The 15,978-nt window shown below is 71.0% G+C and carries 12 protein-coding genes; 7 read left to right on the plus strand and 5 right to left on the minus strand.

What is annotated here, in order from left to right; all coding sequences use genetic code 11:
• Positions 1-5 precede the first annotated feature (5 nt).
• Positions 6-2,150, plus strand: a complete 2,145-nt coding sequence (locus Van01_RS18180; protein ID WP_204008618.1) for a S9 family peptidase — start codon at positions 6-8, stop codon at positions 2,148-2,150.
• 7 nt (positions 2,151-2,157) lie between these two features.
• Here the strand turns inward: Van01_RS18180 and Van01_RS18185 are convergent, their stop codons facing one another.
• Genes Van01_RS18185 through Van01_RS18205 form a run of 5 tightly spaced genes read right to left on the minus strand, consistent with a single transcriptional unit; the run spans position 2,158 to position 7,990 of the window.
• On the minus strand, positions 2,158-3,900 hold the full coding sequence (locus Van01_RS18185) for an ABC transporter substrate-binding protein (RefSeq protein WP_204008619.1): 1,743 nt from the start codon (positions 3,898-3,900) through the stop codon (positions 2,158-2,160).
• A gap of 47 nt (positions 3,901-3,947) precedes the next feature.
• On the minus strand, positions 3,948-4,934 hold the full coding sequence (locus Van01_RS18190) for an ABC transporter permease (protein ID WP_204008622.1): 987 nt from the start codon (positions 4,932-4,934) through the stop codon (positions 3,948-3,950).
• A 10-nt stretch (positions 4,935-4,944) separates the two neighbouring features.
• Complete coding sequence (locus Van01_RS18195; protein WP_204008624.1) at positions 4,945-5,952, minus strand: ABC transporter permease; 1,008 nt, start codon at positions 5,950-5,952, stop codon at positions 4,945-4,947.
• The gene (locus tag Van01_RS18200; RefSeq protein ID WP_204008632.1) at positions 5,949-6,959 is read right to left on the minus strand and encodes an ABC transporter ATP-binding protein; all 1,011 of its coding nucleotides are present in this window, start codon (positions 6,957-6,959) and stop codon (positions 5,949-5,951) included. The genes Van01_RS18195 and Van01_RS18200 overlap by 4 nt, the downstream gene beginning before the upstream one ends.
• On the minus strand, positions 6,956-7,990 hold the full coding sequence (locus Van01_RS18205) for an ABC transporter ATP-binding protein (RefSeq protein WP_204008635.1): 1,035 nt from the start codon (positions 7,988-7,990) through the stop codon (positions 6,956-6,958). Before Van01_RS18205 ends, Van01_RS18200 begins: the two co-directional genes overlap by 4 nt.
• 141 nt (positions 7,991-8,131) lie before the next feature.
• Here Van01_RS18205 and Van01_RS18210 point away from each other — a divergent pair, with 141 nt between their 5' ends.
• The 6 genes from Van01_RS18210 to Van01_RS18235 all read left to right on the plus strand — a co-directional run bounded on the left by Van01_RS18210 (position 8,132) and on the right by Van01_RS18235 (position 15,904).
• A complete protein-coding gene (locus Van01_RS18210) occupies positions 8,132-8,680 on the plus strand; it encodes a Uma2 family endonuclease (RefSeq protein WP_204008650.1) in 549 nt (182 codons plus the stop codon).
• Positions 8,681-8,753: 73 nt separating this feature from the next.
• A complete protein-coding gene (locus Van01_RS18215; protein WP_204008637.1) occupies positions 8,754-10,190 on the plus strand; it encodes a TldD/PmbA family protein in 1,437 nt (478 codons plus the stop codon).
• 73 nt (positions 10,191-10,263) lie between these two features.
• Positions 10,264-11,781, plus strand: a complete 1,518-nt coding sequence (locus tag Van01_RS18220) for a TldD/PmbA family protein (RefSeq protein WP_239099145.1) — start codon at positions 10,264-10,266, stop codon at positions 11,779-11,781.
• Positions 11,782-12,051: 270 nt separating this feature from the next.
• Positions 12,052-12,858: a succinate dehydrogenase subunit SdhC gene (gene sdhC / locus Van01_RS18225; RefSeq protein WP_204008639.1), complete on the plus strand. Its 807-nt coding sequence runs from the start codon at positions 12,052-12,054 to the stop codon at positions 12,856-12,858.
• 11 nt (positions 12,859-12,869) lie between these two features.
• Positions 12,870-14,834 carry a fumarate reductase/succinate dehydrogenase flavoprotein subunit gene (locus tag Van01_RS18230; RefSeq protein ID WP_204008641.1) on the plus strand — a complete coding sequence of 655 codons (1,965 nt, stop codon included), beginning with the start codon at positions 12,870-12,872 and terminating at the stop codon, positions 14,832-14,834.
• Entirely contained in the window at positions 14,834-15,904 is a 1,071-nt protein-coding gene (locus Van01_RS18235; protein WP_204008643.1) for a succinate dehydrogenase/fumarate reductase iron-sulfur subunit, read from the plus strand. The genes Van01_RS18230 and Van01_RS18235 overlap by 1 nt, the downstream gene beginning before the upstream one ends.
• Positions 15,905-15,978 lie beyond the last annotated feature (74 nt).

A 15,978-nucleotide genomic window follows, 5' to 3' on the forward strand; every position in this document is an offset into this window, starting at 1 on the left:
GGCCTGTGGACTTTCCCGAGCTGGCCGCCCACACCCGCAGGTTCAGCCACGGGGCGCCGCGTGCCGTCTCCGTGGCCGACGACGGTGCCCGGGTCGTCTTCCTACGCTCGGCGGGACCGGAGGACCCGGCCGACGCGCTCTGGCTGCTGGACGTGGCGACCGGCGCGGAACGGCTGGTCGCCGATCCGACCGCCCTGCTCGGCGACGCCGACCCCGGCGCGCTGAGCCCCGGCGAACGGGCCCGGCGGGAGCGGCTGCGGCTCAGTGCCTCCGGCATCGGCTCGTACGCCCTCGACGCCGCCGGACGGGTGGCGGTGTTCGCGCTGGCCGGGCGGCTCTTCCGGGCCGACCTGGTGCACGGCGACGTGATCGAGGTGCCCACCGTCGGGCCGGTGCTCGACCCCCGGCCGGACCCGAGCGGGCAGCGGCTGGCCTACGTGACCGACGCCGCCGAGGGGGTACGCCGGGGCGAGCTACGGGTGGTCGACACCGACGGCGCCGACACCATGCTGGCCGGTGAGGACTCCGGGGTGCTGTGGGGGTTGGCCGAACACATCGCGGCTGAGGAGTTCGGGCGACACCGTGGCTACTGGTGGGCGCCCGACTGCCGGTCGGTGCTCGCCGCCCGGGTCGACGAGTCCCGGCTGCCCCGCTGGCACCTGCACGACCCGGCGCAGCCGGACAGCCCGCCGACAAGCGTCGCGTACCCGGTGGCGGGCGGCCCGAACGCCGAGGTCAGCCTGCATCTACTCGACCTCGACGGCGGCTGGGTCGACGTGCACTGGGACCGGGAGACCTACCCGTACCTGACCGCTGTGCACTGGGGTGAGGGCGCCCCGCTGATCACCGTGCTGCGCCGCGCACAGCAGCACGGCCTGGTGCTCGCGGTCGATCCGCGTACCGGGGAGACCCAGGTGCACGCCGAGCTGGCCGACCCACGCTGGGTCGAGCCGATCCCGGGCACGCCCGCGCACCTGCCCGACGGGCGGGTGCTTGTCGGCGGCGAGCTGGCCCACGACGGGTACGACGCACGCTGCCTGTTCGCCGACGGCACCCTGCTCACCCCGCCCTCGCTGTACGTACGCCGGGTGATCGGCCGGCTGGCCGGCGGCAGCGGCCCGGCGGACCTGCTGGTCGAGGCGAGCGACGGCGAGCCGAGCGAACAGCACCTGTTCCGGGTCCGCACCAGCATCGGCGGCGGTGTGGACGCCCGCCGGTTGACAAGCGACGCCGGCTGGCACGTGGGTGCGGTCGGTGGCGGCGTGCTGGTCATCGGCAGCGCCTCGTTGGACCACGCGGGCGTGCGGTGGACGGTGTTCCAGGGCGACCGGGAGGTGGCCACGCTGCGGTCACTGGCCGCCACGCCCAGCTACTCCCCGCTACCGCTGCTGGAGCGGGTGACCGATCGTCGGCTCCCCGCAGCGGTGCTCTACCCGGACAACCACGTAACCGGCCGTCGATTGCCGGTCCTGCTGGACGTCTACGGCGGTCCGGGGCACCAGGAGGTGGTGGCCGCGCGCTCGGCCTGGCTGGAGCGGCAGTGGTGGGCCGACGCCGGCTTCGCGGTGGTGGTCACCGATAACCGGGGTACCCCGGGCATCGCCCCGTCGTACGAGAAGGCCATCCACCGACGGGTGGCCGACGTGATCCTGCTCGACCAGGTGGAGGCGCTCACCGCGCTCGCCGACAAGCACCCGGACCTGGACCTGGACCGGGTCGCGGTGCGCGGCTGGTCGTTCGGTGGTTGGCTGGCCGGTCTGGCGGTGTTGCGCCATCCGGAGCTGTTCCGCTGCGGCATCGCCGGAGCGCCGGTCACCGACTGGACCCTGTACGACACCGCGTACACCGAGCGGTACCTGGGCCTGCCCGCCGACGGCGAGGACGTCTACGCGCACCACTCGCTCGTGGAACTGGCCGCCGAGCCGGTCACCGACCCGGCACACGCCCGACCGCTGCTGCTGGTGCACGGCATGGTCGACGACAACGTGGTGGCGGCGCACACGCTGCGGCTGTCGGCGGCGCTGCTGGCCACCGGCCGGCCGCACTCGGTGCTGCCGCTCACCGGCGCCACCCACATGGCCACCGGTGGCCTCGCCGAACGCCTGCTGCGCCTGGAACTCGACTTCCTCCGGACCCATCTCGGGATGTGAGTCGGGGCTACGGCTTGACGTGGGCGTCGACGAGCGCCGGGGAGCCGAAGACGCTGGAGACGAAGATTCCGCCGGCTTTGGCACCGTGCACCAGGTAGGCCACATCAACGTAGAGCGGGACCACCGGGGCGTGCTCCTCCATGATCCGCTCATCGAGTTCCGCCCACTGCCGGCTCTGCTCGGTCGGTGGCAGGGTGAGGATCCTGTCGAACTCGGCGTTGATCGCGGGGTCGTTGAAGTACGCGTGGTTGCTGTTGCCCTGGGCCCGGATGGTGCGGCCGTCGTAGAGCACCGGCAGGATCGACGCGCCGCTGGGCCAGTCGGCTGCCCACGAGCCGAGGTACAGGTCCCACGGGTTGCCGCTCTTCTTGATCTCGTCGAGTTTCGCGTCGTCCGGGATGTTCCGGATCGTGATCGTGAACCCGGCGCGCTCCAGGTTGCCCTTGAGCTGCGTCGCCACCTGCTGCTCAAGCGAGCTGTCGGCGGCACCGAGGACAAGCTCGGGGCGCTGTCCGCCGAGCAGCTCCCGCGCCTTGTCCGGGTCGCCGTCGGGGCCCGCCGGATACGCGTCGTACGTCCGGTGCCCGATGGTGGCCGGTGGCATCAGGGTGGTCATCGGCACGGCGACGTGCCGCCCACCGAGCACCTTCACCAGGCCCTCCCGGTCGATGGCGTGGTTCAACGCCTGGCGCACCCGCAGATCGGTGACCCGCGCGTTGTTGATGACCAGGTGGTTGGCGCTCGGCGTCGGGGAGAGGATCGTCCGCGCCCGTAGCCCGGCGTCGCCCGCGACCCGGGCGATCAGCGAGGCGGGTACGTAGTCCCAGGACAGGGCGCTCTGGTCGGCGCCGTTGTCGGCGATGACCCGGTTGGCGGCGGCGTCCGGGGTCGGGCCGAAGCTCCACACGAAGCGGTCCGGGTACTGGTGGCGCACCGGATCTGTGGTGGCGTCCCAGTGCTCGTTGCGCTCCATCACGATCTCGACGCCGGCCCGGTACCGGGTGACCTTGTACGGACCGGAGGAGAACGGCGCGTTGCCGAGGTCGACTCCGGTGTCCCGGTCGGACGGCAGGGGTGCGGTGGTCGGCAACGACACCGCGAACGGCAGGTCGCAACGGGGTCTGGCGAACTCGAAGCGCAGTGTCCGGTCGTCCGGCGTGGTCAGGCCCGGCGGCAACGAGGTCCGGTTGGCCTGGAAATCCCAGGCGGTGTCGTACTGCGGGGTGTCGACAAGCCACTCCTGAAGATAGGTGGGGCCGCCAGCCAGGTCCGGGTCGAAGGAGCGGGCGATCCCGTACCCGATCTCCCTGGCCGTGACCGGCCGGCCGTCCTCGAACCGCACCCCGTCCCGGACTCTGAACTCCCAGACCTTGCAGTCGTCGTCGACGTCGCGGCCCGGCGTCTCGGCCAGGTCACCGACAAGCCTCAGGTTGCCCTCGCCGTCGTCCTTCCAGGTGGTCAGGGTTCGCGCGATGAGCGGTACGGTCATCAGGCCGGCGAACGAGTACGTCCGTTGCGGGTCCAGGTGGGAGATGGGCGTCTCCCGGAGGATGGTGAAGGTGCCGCCGCGCCGCGCACCCGCCACCTCCGGCGCCGGGCCGGCCGAATCCCTCGGGTCGGTGGCGATGACCCCCGTGGCCTGCCGACCGGTGTCCACCTGTGGCTCCCCACCGGTGTTCGCCGAGCAGGCGCTCAGGGCCGACACCAGCACGAACGCACCACCCACCGCAACCGCCGCCCGTTGTCGCATCCGCCGCCTCCTCAGTTGTCGATGAGTCCACACCGTCCCGACCCGGCTCAGCCCAGCCGGACCCGCGGGTCGACGGCCGCGTAAAGCAGGTCAACAAGCATGTTCGCCAGCACCACGAAGACCGCCGCGGCCAGCACCGTGGCCATGATGGTCGGCAGGTCCCCCGCGCGCACCGCGTCCACGGCGGTCCGGCCGAGCCCGTGAATCCCGAAGGTCGTCTCCGTGATCACCGTGCCGCCGAGCGCCGCGCCGACGTCGAGGCCGGCGACGGTGATCACCGGACTGATCGCCGCCCGCAGCGCGTGCCGCCCGTACACCGCCGACCTGGGCAGGCCCTTCGCGCGGGCGGTACGCACGAAGTCCTCGCCCAGCGTCTCCAGCAGCTGGGCGCGGAACAGCCGGGCGTAGTTGGCGGAGCAGAGCAGGGCCAACGACAGCCAGGCGAGCACCAGGCCACCGGCCCAACGAACCGGGTCGTCGAGCAGCGAGGTGTAACCCGGTACCGGCAGCCAGCCGAGCGTGTAAACGAAGATCAGCAGCAGCACCGCGCCGACGAAGTACAGCTGCAGGGAGGCACCGGTGAGCGAGAAGCCGATCGCCACCCGGTCGACCCAGGTGCCTCGGCGCAGGGCCGACACCAGGCCCAGTCCCATCCCGAGCAGCAGCCACAGGACCGCTGCCGGAACGACGATGCTCAGCGTCACCGGCAGGACTCGGACGAGGGTGTCGGTGACCGCCTCGTTGTTCACGTACGACCAGCCCAGGCAGGGGGCGTCGCAGTGCCCGCCCTGGGCGGCACCCAGTTCCCTGCCGGCGACGACGCCCCTCATGTAGCCCCCGTACTGAACGACCAACGGATCACTCAGGCCCAGTTCCTGACGTACCCGTTCCAGCCGCTCGGGATTGCAGTTCCTCGGGCACATCCCGCTGACCGGATCGCGGGGCAGGGCGAAGAACATCAGGAAGGTCAGCACGCTCACCGCGAAGAGGGTGAGCACGGCCGAGAGCGTCCGCTTGACCAGGAAGCGCAGCACGAGACCACCGCTACCCTGCGGACTTCGGGTCGAGCGCGTCGCGCAGCGCGTCCCCGAAGAGGTTGACGGCGAGCACCAGCGCGAAGATGACGACGCCGGGGAAGAGGACGAACGCCGGATCGGTCTGGAGGTACTCCAGGCTCTGGTAGATCATCCGCCCGAAGCTCGGCGTCTCCTCGGTCAGCCCGACGCCGATGAAGGACAGGGCCGCCTCACCGGTGACGAACTGCGGCACCGTGAGCGAGAACGACACCAGGATCGGCGCCCGGAGGTTCGGCAGCAACTCCCGGAACAGCATGTGCCACGGTCCCGCCCCGCTGGCCCGAGCCGCCGCCACGAACTCCCGCTCCCGCAGCGCGATCACCTGGCCCCGGATCAACCGGGCGGTGCCGGTCCAGCCGAACACCGCGAAGATCACGATGAGTACGCCGACCCCGAAGGCCGCCGGCACCGTGTCCCGCTGTCCGTAGAAGCGCAGCGTCAGCATGGGCGGCAACACCAGCGCGACCACCAGGAACGGCAGCGCCAGGGTCAGGTCCGTGATCCAGGTGACCACCGCGTCGAGCCAGCCGCCGAGATAGCCGGCGAGCGTGCCGAGCACGACACCGATCACCGAGGTGAGCACCGCCGCCGCGAGGGCGACGAACAGCGATGTCCGCAGGCCGTACACCAGCCGGATGAAGATGTCCCGGCCCAGTCTCGGCTCCAGCCCGAAGAAGTGCTCCCCGGAGACGCCGCCCGCTCGCCCCAGTGGCAGGCCGAACCCGTCCAGCCGATCCTGGAACTGATCCCGCGGACCGATCCCGTACGTCAGCTCGATAAGCGGGGCGGCGAGCGCCACCAGCAGGAACAGCACGAGCGCCGCCCCGCTGGCCAACGCGGTGCGATCGGCACGTAGCCGCAGCCAGGCCAGTCGCCCGGGCGAGTGCCCGGCGCCCCGGCGGTCTCGGGGCGGGCCGGCGGTGCCGCCGGACCCGATCGCGGCCGGCACCGGACCCGCCGCCGGCGAGAGACTCATGCCATGGCTCGCACTGGCTCCGCCGGCAGCGGATCCGGGCCGGGAAAGTGGCAGGCGGTGGCCTGGCCGCCACCGTCGCGTCGGACCAGGGCCGGCTCCTCGACGGCACACCTTTCGCGCGCCCTCGGGCAGCGGGTACGGAACCGACAGCCCGAGGGCGGGTCGAGCGGCGTGGGCGCCTCCCCGGTGAGCCGGAGCCGACCGGCCGGGCCGAACTGGCCGACGTGCGGTACCGCGGCGAGCAGCGCTCTGGTGTACGGGTGCTGCGGCCGGTGGTAGATGTCGTCCCGGTCGCCGATCTCCACGATCCGGCCGAGGTACATCACCGCGACCCGCTGGCAGAGGTGCCGCACCACGGCGAGGTCGTGCGAGATGAGGACGAGGGCCAGCCCCAGGTCGCGGTGCAGCCGCCGGAGCAGGTTCACCACCTGGGCCTGGATCGACACGTCGAGCGCCGAGACCGGCTCGTCGGCCACCACCAGCCGGGGTTCCGTGGCCAACGCCCTGGCGATGCCGACGCGCTGGCGCTGGCCGCCGGAGAACTCGTGCGGATAACGGTTGTGGTGCTCGGGATTCAGGCCGACACGTTCCATCAGCTCCCGGACGCGGGCCCGCGTCCCGCCCGGCGGGTCGATCCGGTTCACCCGCAACGGCATGGCGATGATCCGACCGACCGGGTGCCGGGGGTTCAGCGAGGCGTACGGATCCTGAAAGATGATCTGGAGCTGCCCGCGCAGTGGACGCAGGTGCCGCCGTCCGGCGTGGGTCAGGTCGTGTCCGGCGAACTCGATGCTGCCGCCGGTCGGCTCCAGCAGCCGCACCAGCAGCCGGCCGGTGGTGCTCTTGCCGCAGCCGGACTCACCCACCAGACCGAGTGTCTCGCCCGCCCTCACCTCGAAGTCCAACCCGTCCACCGCCCGCACCGGCCCGCCCCGGACCGGGAAGTGCTTGGTCAGGCCACGTACCCGCAGCAGCGGCCCGGCTTCGTCGGCCGGCCCGTCCGTCACCGCGCCACCCCCGCCCGGGTGGTGTCCTCGGCCCGCCGCCGGGCGCGCTCCCGGGTGGGGAGATGGCACGCCAGCCGGTGCCCGCCCGTCCCGACGACGCGCAGTTCCGGCGGCTCGGTACGACACCTGTCACCGAGCGCTCCGGCGTGCCGGCAGCGCGGGTGGAAGACGCAACCGGTCGGCAGCTCGGTCAGGCTGGGCGGGCTGCCCGGAATCGGCCTGAGGTCCGCCTCGGGGTCGCCCCGCAACGACGGCACGCTGGCGAGCAACCCCGAGGTGTACGGATGCTGCGGCGTCCTCAGCACCTGCTCGACGTGGCCCTGCTCGACGATCCGGCCGGCGTACATCACGAGCACGTCGTCGGCGGCCTGGCCGACCACGCCCAGGTCGTGCGTGATCAGGACGATCGCGGTGCGGAACTCGGCCCGCAGGTCGGTCAGCAGCTCCAGAATCTGTGCCTGCACTGTGACGTCCAGCGCGGTCGTCGGTTCGTCGGCGATCAGCAGGGCGGGATCGTTCACCAGCGCCATGGCGATCATCACCCGCTGGCGCATGCCGCCGGAGAACTCGTGCGGGTACTGGTCGTACCGCCGGTCCGGCTGCGGGATGCCGACCCGGTCCATCATCTCGATCACCCGTCGACGCGTCTCGCCCCGCCCGGCCCCGCGGTGGTGCACCCGGTAGGCCTCGGCGATCTGCCGGCCGACCCGGTGGTACGGGTGCAGCGCCGAGAGCGGGTCCTGGAAGATCATCGCGACGTTCCGGCCACGCAGCCGGCGAATCTCCGTCTCCGGCCGGCCCACCAGCTCACGCCCACCGATCGTGACCTGACCCGTCACGGTGGCCCGCCGGAGGTCGTGCAGGCCGAGGAGGGCGAGCGCGGTGGCACTCTTGCCCGAGCCGGACTCACCTACCACGCCGAGGGTGCGGCCACCCTCGACGGCGAACGAGACTCCCTCGACCGCGCGCAGCACGCCGTCGGCGGTGGGGAAGCTGACCCGCAGGTCAGTCACCCGCAGATACGGGTCCACAGTCGCCTCCCTCCGCCCGCGACGAAGGGGACACGATCCCACGAACCGTCCTCGCCGCACCACCGCCGGTCACCGCACCGAAAGTGCGACGATGGGGGCATGCCGGCCGGCAGGATCCCGGCGAGACGAGCGGAGGTGACCATGACCGTGGCGGTGTTCGACCACGAGGGCCCGTGGACCGAGGAGGAGTACCTCGCCCTCGGCGAGACCTCCCAGCGCGTCGAACTCTTCGACGGGAGCCTGCACGTGACCCCAGCCCCCACCCCACGCCACCAGAACATTTCCGGTGAGCTGCGTGCGACACTGCGTGGTCCGGCCGGAGAGGCCGGACTGCACGTTCTGGAGGGGGTGAACGTCCGGCTCCGGCCCGGCCGCATCCCCATCCCCGACCTTGTCATCACGGGCCCGATCGATTTCGACGCTCCCAACGTGGAGGCCGTCGACGTCCATCTCGTCTGCGAGATCATCTCGCCGAGCAACGCGGCCACGGACAAGGTGCTGAAGATGCATTACTACGCCGCCGCTGGCATCGAGTGGTACCTGCTCATCGAGCAGGCGAGCGGGGCTCTGCACCTCTACCGCAAACGCGGCAGGCACTACGTCGTGGAGAGTGCCACCGAGCCGGGCCAGGTTCTGGTGCTCACCGAACCGGTCAAGGTGACCATCCGGCCGGAGGACCTGCTTCCCTGACGGTTGTCGGCGGACTCGCCTAGGGTCGGGCAATGAGCGAACGCGACACGTGCGCCCGCGACGAGGCACGCCCATGAGTGAGTTCGAGGTGGCCGAGGCGGCGGTGCAGGCGGCACTCGACGCCGGTGCCCGCTACGCCGACGTCCGGGTGATGCACCGGCGCTACGAGTCGATGACCGCCCGCAACGGCGACGTCGAGTCACTGACCCAGGACGAGAGCCTCGGCCTGGGCGTACGCGCGCTCGTCGGTTCGAGCTGGGGCTTCCACGCCGTGCCGGACCTGGCCGAGCGGGCCGCCCGCGACGCCGGCCACCGGGCCGCGCGGACCGCGGCGGCAAGCGCTCTGGTCCCCGGCCCGCCGGTCGACCTGGTCGCGGTCACCCCGACCACGGCGAGCTGGACCTCGCCCTGCGAGGTGGATCCACTCGGCGTCTCCCTCGCCGCGAAGGGTGATCTGCTGGTGGCGGCCACCCGCACCATGGCCGAGCACGGCGCCGACCTCAGCGAGGGGCTCTACCAGATCTGGGACACCGCGAAGTGGTTCGTCTCCAGCGAGGGGCACCGCATCGACCAGCGCATCCGCGAATGCGGCGGCGGCATCTCCGCCACCTCCGTCGGTGCCGGTGAGACCCAACGCCGGTCCTGGCCGAGTTACCGCGGCCAGTACGGCACCACCGGCTGGGAACTTGTCGACTCGCTGGAGGTGACAGCCCACGCGGGACGGATCGCCGAGGAGTCGCGGGCGCTGCTGACCGCACCGCTCTGCCCCACCGGCGAGACCGACCTGATCCTCGGCGGCGAGCAACTGGCCCTGCAGATTCACGAGTCGGTCGGGCACGCCATCGAACTGGACCGCATCCTGGGCTGGGAGGCGGCCTTCGCCGGCACCTCCTGGTTGGATCTCGCGCAGCTCGGCTCGCTGCGGTACGGCTCGGATCTGATGACCGTCACAATCGACCCGACAATTCCCGGCGCGCTCGGCAGTTTCGGTTATGACGACGAGGGCTCACCGGCGGTCAAGCGCGACGCGGTGCGGGAAGGCCGCTGGGTGGGCGTACTGGCGGGCCGGGACTCGGCCGCCGTGGCGGGTCTTGACCACGGCGGCAGCGTCCGCGCCGACGGGTGGGCACGGCTGCCGATGGTACGGATGACGAACGTGGGTCTGGAACCCGGCCCGCACACCCTGGAGGAGATCATCGACGCCACCGACGACGGGGTGCTGATGGACGTGAACCGGTCCTGGTCCATTGACGACAAGCGACTGAACTTCCAGTTCGGCTGCGAGATCGGCTGGGAGATCCGCAATGGCCGGCGCGGACGGATGCTGCGCAACCCGACGTACACCGGCATCGGCCCACTGTTCTGGCGTTCGATGGACATGCTCTCCTCCGAGACGGTCCCGTGGGGGACACCCAACTGCGGCAAGGGCCAGCCGGGCCAGATCGGGCACACCGGGCATCCGGCGGCGCCGGCCCGCTTCCGCAACGTCCGGGTGGGGGTGCACGCGTGACCGGGCACCAGCGGGCGCACCGTCATGGCGAGGTGATGACGTCGGACGGCGTCGCCGACCACCGGGAGACGGCGTGACGGGCGTACCGGCACAGGCCGGTGACGCCGAGTTGGACCTCGCCGGGCGGGTGGTGGATCTGGTCGCCCGGTTGGCCGGGACCGCCGCTCAGGCGGAGGTCACGGTGACCCGGGTCGAATCGGCGTTGACCCGGTTCGCCAACTCGGCGATCCACCAGAACGTGGCCTCGTCCTCGGTGGATGTCCGGCTGCGGGTGCACCTGGCGGGGCGTACCGTCGCCGGTAGCGGGAACGCGGTCACCGACGACGGGCTACGCGCCCTGGTGGAGCGGGTGCTGACGGCAGCCCGGATAACCCCGCCGGATCCGGCCTGGCCGGGGCTCACACCTGCGGCACCGGTGGCCACCGCACCGGAGTGGGACGCGGCCACCGCCCACGCCGGGCCGGCTGAGCGGGCCGCTCTGGTGCGGGCGTTCGTCGACGCGGCCGGCGGCCTGGAAACCGCGGGCTACTGCCGTACGGGTCACCGCGTGGCGGCGTTCGCCAACTCGGCCGGCCACTCTGCCCAGGGGCAGGCGGCGGATGCGGCGATGGACGGCATCGCCCGGACCGGTGACGCGGACGGCAGTGCCCAGCAGCACGTCGACCGGCTCGCCGATCTCGACGGCGCCGGCCTGGGATGGCGGGCCGCCGCGAAGGCACGGGCGGCGGCCCGACCTGTCGAGCTGCCACCCGGGCGCTATCCGGTGGTGTTGGAGCCGACGGCCGTCGCCGACCTGCTGCAGAACCTGGCCTGGTACGGCTTCAACGGTAGGCGCTACGCCGAGCACCAGTCGTTCGCCGCCCTCGGCGTGTCCCAGTTCGACCGCGCGGTGACCCTCGTCGACGATCCGCTGGCGGCCTCCGGGTTGCCGTTCGACCTGGAGGGTACGCCGAGCCGGGCACTGACCCTGGTGGACGCGGGCACCACGAGCGCCGTGGCCCACGATCGGCGCAGCGCCGCCGAGTTGGGTGTCGCCTCGACTGGTCACGCCTGGGCCGGCGGCGCCACCGTCGGCCCGATCCCCCGCAACCTGCGTCTCAGCGCTGCCGGCACGGCGGGTCCGGCCGACGCGACAGGTGCTTTCCTGGCCCGGGGTCAAGGGGTAGCCGGACCAGGCGCGACGGCCACCGGAGTGGCTGCCGGCGGCGCGGGTGGTCCCGGCGGGGCCGGTCCGGCGACGGACGCCAGGGCCGGCGCGATCACCGATCCGGACACCGCCGCGCTGGTCTCCCGGATGGAGCGGGGCCTGCTGGTAAGCGATTTCTGGTACACCCGGGTACTGGACCCGTTGAGTCTGGTGATCACCGGCCTGACCCGCAACGGACTGTGGCTGGTCGAGGACGGTCAGGTCACCCGCGCGGTCCGCGATCTGCGCTTCACCGAGTCGTACCCCCGGGCGCTCGCCCCCGGCGCGGTGTTGGAGCTGGGTCGTCACGCGGTACGTCTGCCGGACCGGACGGACGGTGGCTGGTGGGAGGCGCCGTCGCTGCGGCTGGCCTCGTGGAACTTCACCGGCGGGGCGTCCGGCTGACCGTTCGTCCGCAGCTGAACGATCTTTTCCGGGCGCTCACATATTGATCTTGGCGAGAGGCTTTCCAAAGAGCGGGACACACGGGACACTGCCTTGCGCGGACGGCCCGCCTAGATCGGCGTAACGTGTGTCACTTAGCTGCTCCGGTACGCCCGGTGCGGTCGTTGGTGTGCGCATGACGCGGCAGGCGGGTGCGGGTTCGCCCGGTCCGCGTGCCGCCCGGAAGTGTTCCGCCGCCCGTGACAGGGCCCCGTCAGGGAGACGACGCGAATGACATCATCGGCAACGAAACCGCGGGGTGTGCGCGCACGCGCAGCCATCGCGGCGAAGACGTTGCGGACGGACCGTTGGTGGTTTGCCCCGCTGATCACGGTCATCGGGCTCAGCGCGTGGGTAGCGTACGCGACGGTCCGGGTCTTCATGCACAAGTGGTACTGGGTCGAGGACTATCACTACCTGACCCCGTTCTACTCCCCGTGCGTGACGGACCGGTGCCTGCCGGAGGCCTCCCACTTCGGGCAGTACCTGCCCGGCTGGTGGATCATCCCGGACGCCGCGTTCACCCTGCCGTTCCTGCTGCTGTTCCGGCTGACCTGCTACTACTACCGCAAGGCGTACTACCGGTCGTTCTGGCTGTCGCCGCCGGCCTGCGCGGTGCCCGACGGTCACGCCTCCTACGGCGGCGAGACCCGGTTCCCGCTGATCGTGCAGAACTCGCACAGGTACTTCTTCTACTTCGCCGCGATCATCTCGCTGATCAACACCTGGGACGCGATCCTGGCCTTCCACAGCCCCGAGGGCTTCGGCTTCGGGCTGGGCAACCTGATCCTGCTCGGCAACGTGATCATGCTTTGGGCGTACACCATCTCCTGCCACTCCTGCCGGCACATCATCGGCGGGCGGCTGAAGACCTTCTCCAAGCATCCCGTCCGCTACCGGGCCTGGGGCTACGTCTCCTGGCTCAACGTCCGGCACATGCAGCTCGCCTGGATCACGCTCGGCACGCTGGCCCTGACCGACTTCTACGTCATGGCCGTGTCCGCCGAGTGGATCTCCGACCTGCGGTTCATCAACTGAGGGCCCCTGACATGACGACCACTACCACTCGCATCGAACGACACCACTACGACGTCGTCGTGATCGGCGCCGGCGGCGCCGGCCTGCGCGCGGCGATCGAGGCGCGGCTGGCCGGCAAGAAGACCGCCATCATCTCCAAGTCGCTGTTCGGCAAGGCACACACGGTGATGGCCGAGGGCGGCGCCGCCGCGGCCATGGGGAACGTGAACAGCCGGGACAGCTGGCAGGTGCACTTCCGGGACACCATGCGTGGCGGCAAGTTCCTCAACAACTTCCGGATGGCGGAACTGCACGCCAAGGAGTCGCCGCAGCGGATCTGGGAGCTGGAGACGTACGGCGCGCTGTTCGACCGCACCAAGGACGGCAAGATCTCGCAGCGCAACTTCGGCGGACACGAGTACCCCCGGCTGGCCCACGTCGGCGACCGGACCGGCCTGGAGCTGATCCGTACCCTCCAGCAGAAGATTGTCTCGTTGCAGCAGGAGGACAAGCGCGAGCACGGCTCGTACGACGCCCGGATCAAGGTCTTCTCCGAGACCACGATCACCGAGCTGCTGCTCGACGGGGACCGGGTCGCCGGTGCCTTCGGCTACTACCGGGAGTCGGGCGAGTTCGTCCTCTTCGAAGCGCCCGCAGTGGTGCTCGCGACCGGCGGAGTCGGCCGCTCCTACAAGGTCACCTCGAACTCCTGGGAGTACACCGGGGACGGTCACGCGCTGGCGCTGCGCGCCGGGGCCACTCTGATCAACATGGAGTTCCTCCAGTTCCACCCGACCGGCATGGTCTGGCCGCCGTCGGTCAAGGGCATTCTGGTCACCGAGTCGGTACGCGGTGACGGCGGCATCCTGAAGAACTCCGAGGGCAAGCGGTTCATGTTCGACTACGTCCCGGACGTCTTCCGCAAGCAGTACGCGGAGACGCCCGAGGAGGCGGACCGCTGGTACGACGACCCGGACAACAACCGGCGCCCGCCGGAGCTGCTGCCCCGTGACGAGGTGGCGCGCGCGATCAACAGCGAGGTCAAGGCCGGTCGGGGTACGCCGGCCGGTGGCGTCTACCTGGACATCGCCTCCCGGTTGCCGGCCGACGAGATCCGTCGTCGCCTGCCCTCGATGCACCACCAGTTCAAGGGGCTGGCCGACGTCGACATCACCAAGGAGCCGATGGAGGTCGGCCCGACCTGTCACTACGTGATGGGCGGAGTGGAGGTCGACCCGGACAGCGGCGCCGCGTACGGCTCGGTACGCGGGCTGTTCGCCGCCGGTGAGGTCTCCGGCGGCATGCACGGCTCCAACCGGTTGGGCGGCAACTCCCTGTCCGACCTGCTGGTCTTCGGCAAGCGGGCGGGCGGCCACGCGGCGACCTACATCGACCAGCTCACCGGCCGGCCCCGGGTACCGGTGGCGGCTGTGGAGACGGCTGTGGAGACGGCCCTGGCGCCGTTGCAGCGGGACACCGGCGAGAACCCGTACACCCTGCAGCAGGACCTCCAGGCGGTGATGGGGGATCTGGTGGGCATCATCCGGCGGGAGGCCGAGCTGGAGGACGCGCTGGTCCGCCTGGCGGAGCTGCGCGAGCGGGTGGCGAAGGTCAGCGCCGCCGGTGGCCGGCGCTACAACCCGGGCTGGCACCTGGCGCTGGACCTGCGCAACATGCTCGTCGTCTCCGAGTGCACCGCGAAGGCGGCGCTGGAGCGTCGGGAGTCGCGCGGCGGTCACACCCGCGAGGACTTCCCCACCATGGATCCGCAGTGGCGGCGGGTCAACCTGGTCTGCTCCCTGGTGGGCGACACCGTCCGGCTGGAGCGCAAGCCGCTGCCGAAGATGCGCTCCGAGCTAATCGGCCTGTTCGACCGCGCCGAGTTGGCCAAGTACCTCACCGACGAGGAACTCACCGAGTTCGACGCCCTCGTCGCCGCCGATGCCGCTGCCGCCGACGCGGCCACCGACGTTGACGCCGAGAAGGAGAACCGCTGATGGGACCGAAGCGCCAGTTCCGGATCTGGCGGGGCGACGCCGACGGTGGCGACCTGCAGGACTACATGGTCGAGGTCAACGAGGGCGAGGTGGTCCTCGACGTGATCCACAGGTTGCAGGCCACCGACGCGCCTGACCTGGCCTGCCGGTGGAACTGCAAGGCCGGCAAGTGCGGCTCCTGCTCGATGGAGATCAACGGGATGCCCAAGCTGGGCTGCATGACCCGGATGTCGACGTTCGAGGAGAACGAGACCATCACGGTGACCCCATTGCGGACCTTCCCTGTCATCCGGGACCTGGTCACCGACGTGTCGTTCAACTACGAGAAGGCCCGGGAGACCCCGGCCTTCGCTCCCCCGGCCGATCTCGCCCCCGGTGACTACCGGATGCAGCAGGTCGACGTGGAGCGCTCGCAGGAGTTCCGCAAGTGCATCGAGTGCTTCCTGTGCCAGACCGTCTGCCACGTGATCCGGGACCACGACGAGAACAAGCAGGCGTTCTCCGGGCCCCGGTACTTCATCCGGGCCGCGGAGTTGGACATGCACCCGCTTGACGACCGGACCGACCGCAAGGACTACGCGCAGACCGAACAGGGCCTCGGCTTCTGCAACATCACCAAGTGCTGCACCGAGGTCTGCCCCGAGCACATCAAGATCACCGACAACGGGATCATCCCCATGAAGGAACGGGTCGTCGACCGCAGGTACGATCCACTTGTGTGGCTCGGTAGCAAGATCTTCCGGAGGGGTCAGGTGCCTCAGACCAGCGTGACCAGCGGACACTCCCCGGGCGCGGTGCGCGCCAGCGCCGCGAGCGGCGGTGTGCACTCCCACGCGGGCGGTTCGCACGACGCCCAGGCCGAGGTGCAGGCGCAGCAGGGCGTCAACTGGCACCGCGAGGTGCCCCACCCCACCGCCCCCGCGGTCGACGCCAGCGGCAAGCTCCCCCTCACGGAGCTCACCTTCGACCGCGCCGCCGCCCCCTCCCCCTTCGGCGACGACGTCACCTTCCCGCTCCCGCCCGAGCACCTCAACTTCGCCCACCCCGACCAAGACGAACGCAACCACTAACCCCCACCCCCCCACCCCCCCACCCCACCCCACGCCGTCCGCGTTGATCATGAGGTTAGCGGCAGTAATCGATC

The organism is Micromonospora andamanensis, assembly GCF_016863495.1.
In the GTDB taxonomy this organism is placed as follows: domain Bacteria; phylum Actinomycetota; class Actinomycetes; order Mycobacteriales; family Micromonosporaceae; genus Micromonospora; species Micromonospora andamanensis.

Coding starts and splice junctions, on each gene's coding strand:
- Van01_RS18185 (WP_204008619.1), bottom strand. CDS start 3,900: ATGCGACAACGGGCGGCGGTTGCGGTGGGTGGTGCGTTCGTGCTGGTG.
- Van01_RS18195 (WP_204008624.1), bottom strand. CDS start 5,952: ATGAGTCTCTCGCCGGCGGCGGGTCCGGTGCCGGCCGCGATCGGGTCC.
- Van01_RS18210 (WP_204008650.1), top strand. CDS start 8,132: ATGACCGTGGCGGTGTTCGACCACGAGGGCCCGTGGACCGAGGAGGAG.
- Van01_RS18215 (WP_204008637.1), top strand. CDS start 8,754: ATGAGTGAGTTCGAGGTGGCCGAGGCGGCGGTGCAGGCGGCACTCGAC.
- sdhC (WP_204008639.1), top strand. CDS start 12,052: ATGACATCATCGGCAACGAAACCGCGGGGTGTGCGCGCACGCGCAGCC.
- Van01_RS18230 (WP_204008641.1), top strand. CDS start 12,870: ATGACGACCACTACCACTCGCATCGAACGACACCACTACGACGTCGTC.
- Van01_RS18235 (WP_204008643.1), top strand. CDS start 14,834: ATGGGACCGAAGCGCCAGTTCCGGATCTGGCGGGGCGACGCCGACGGT.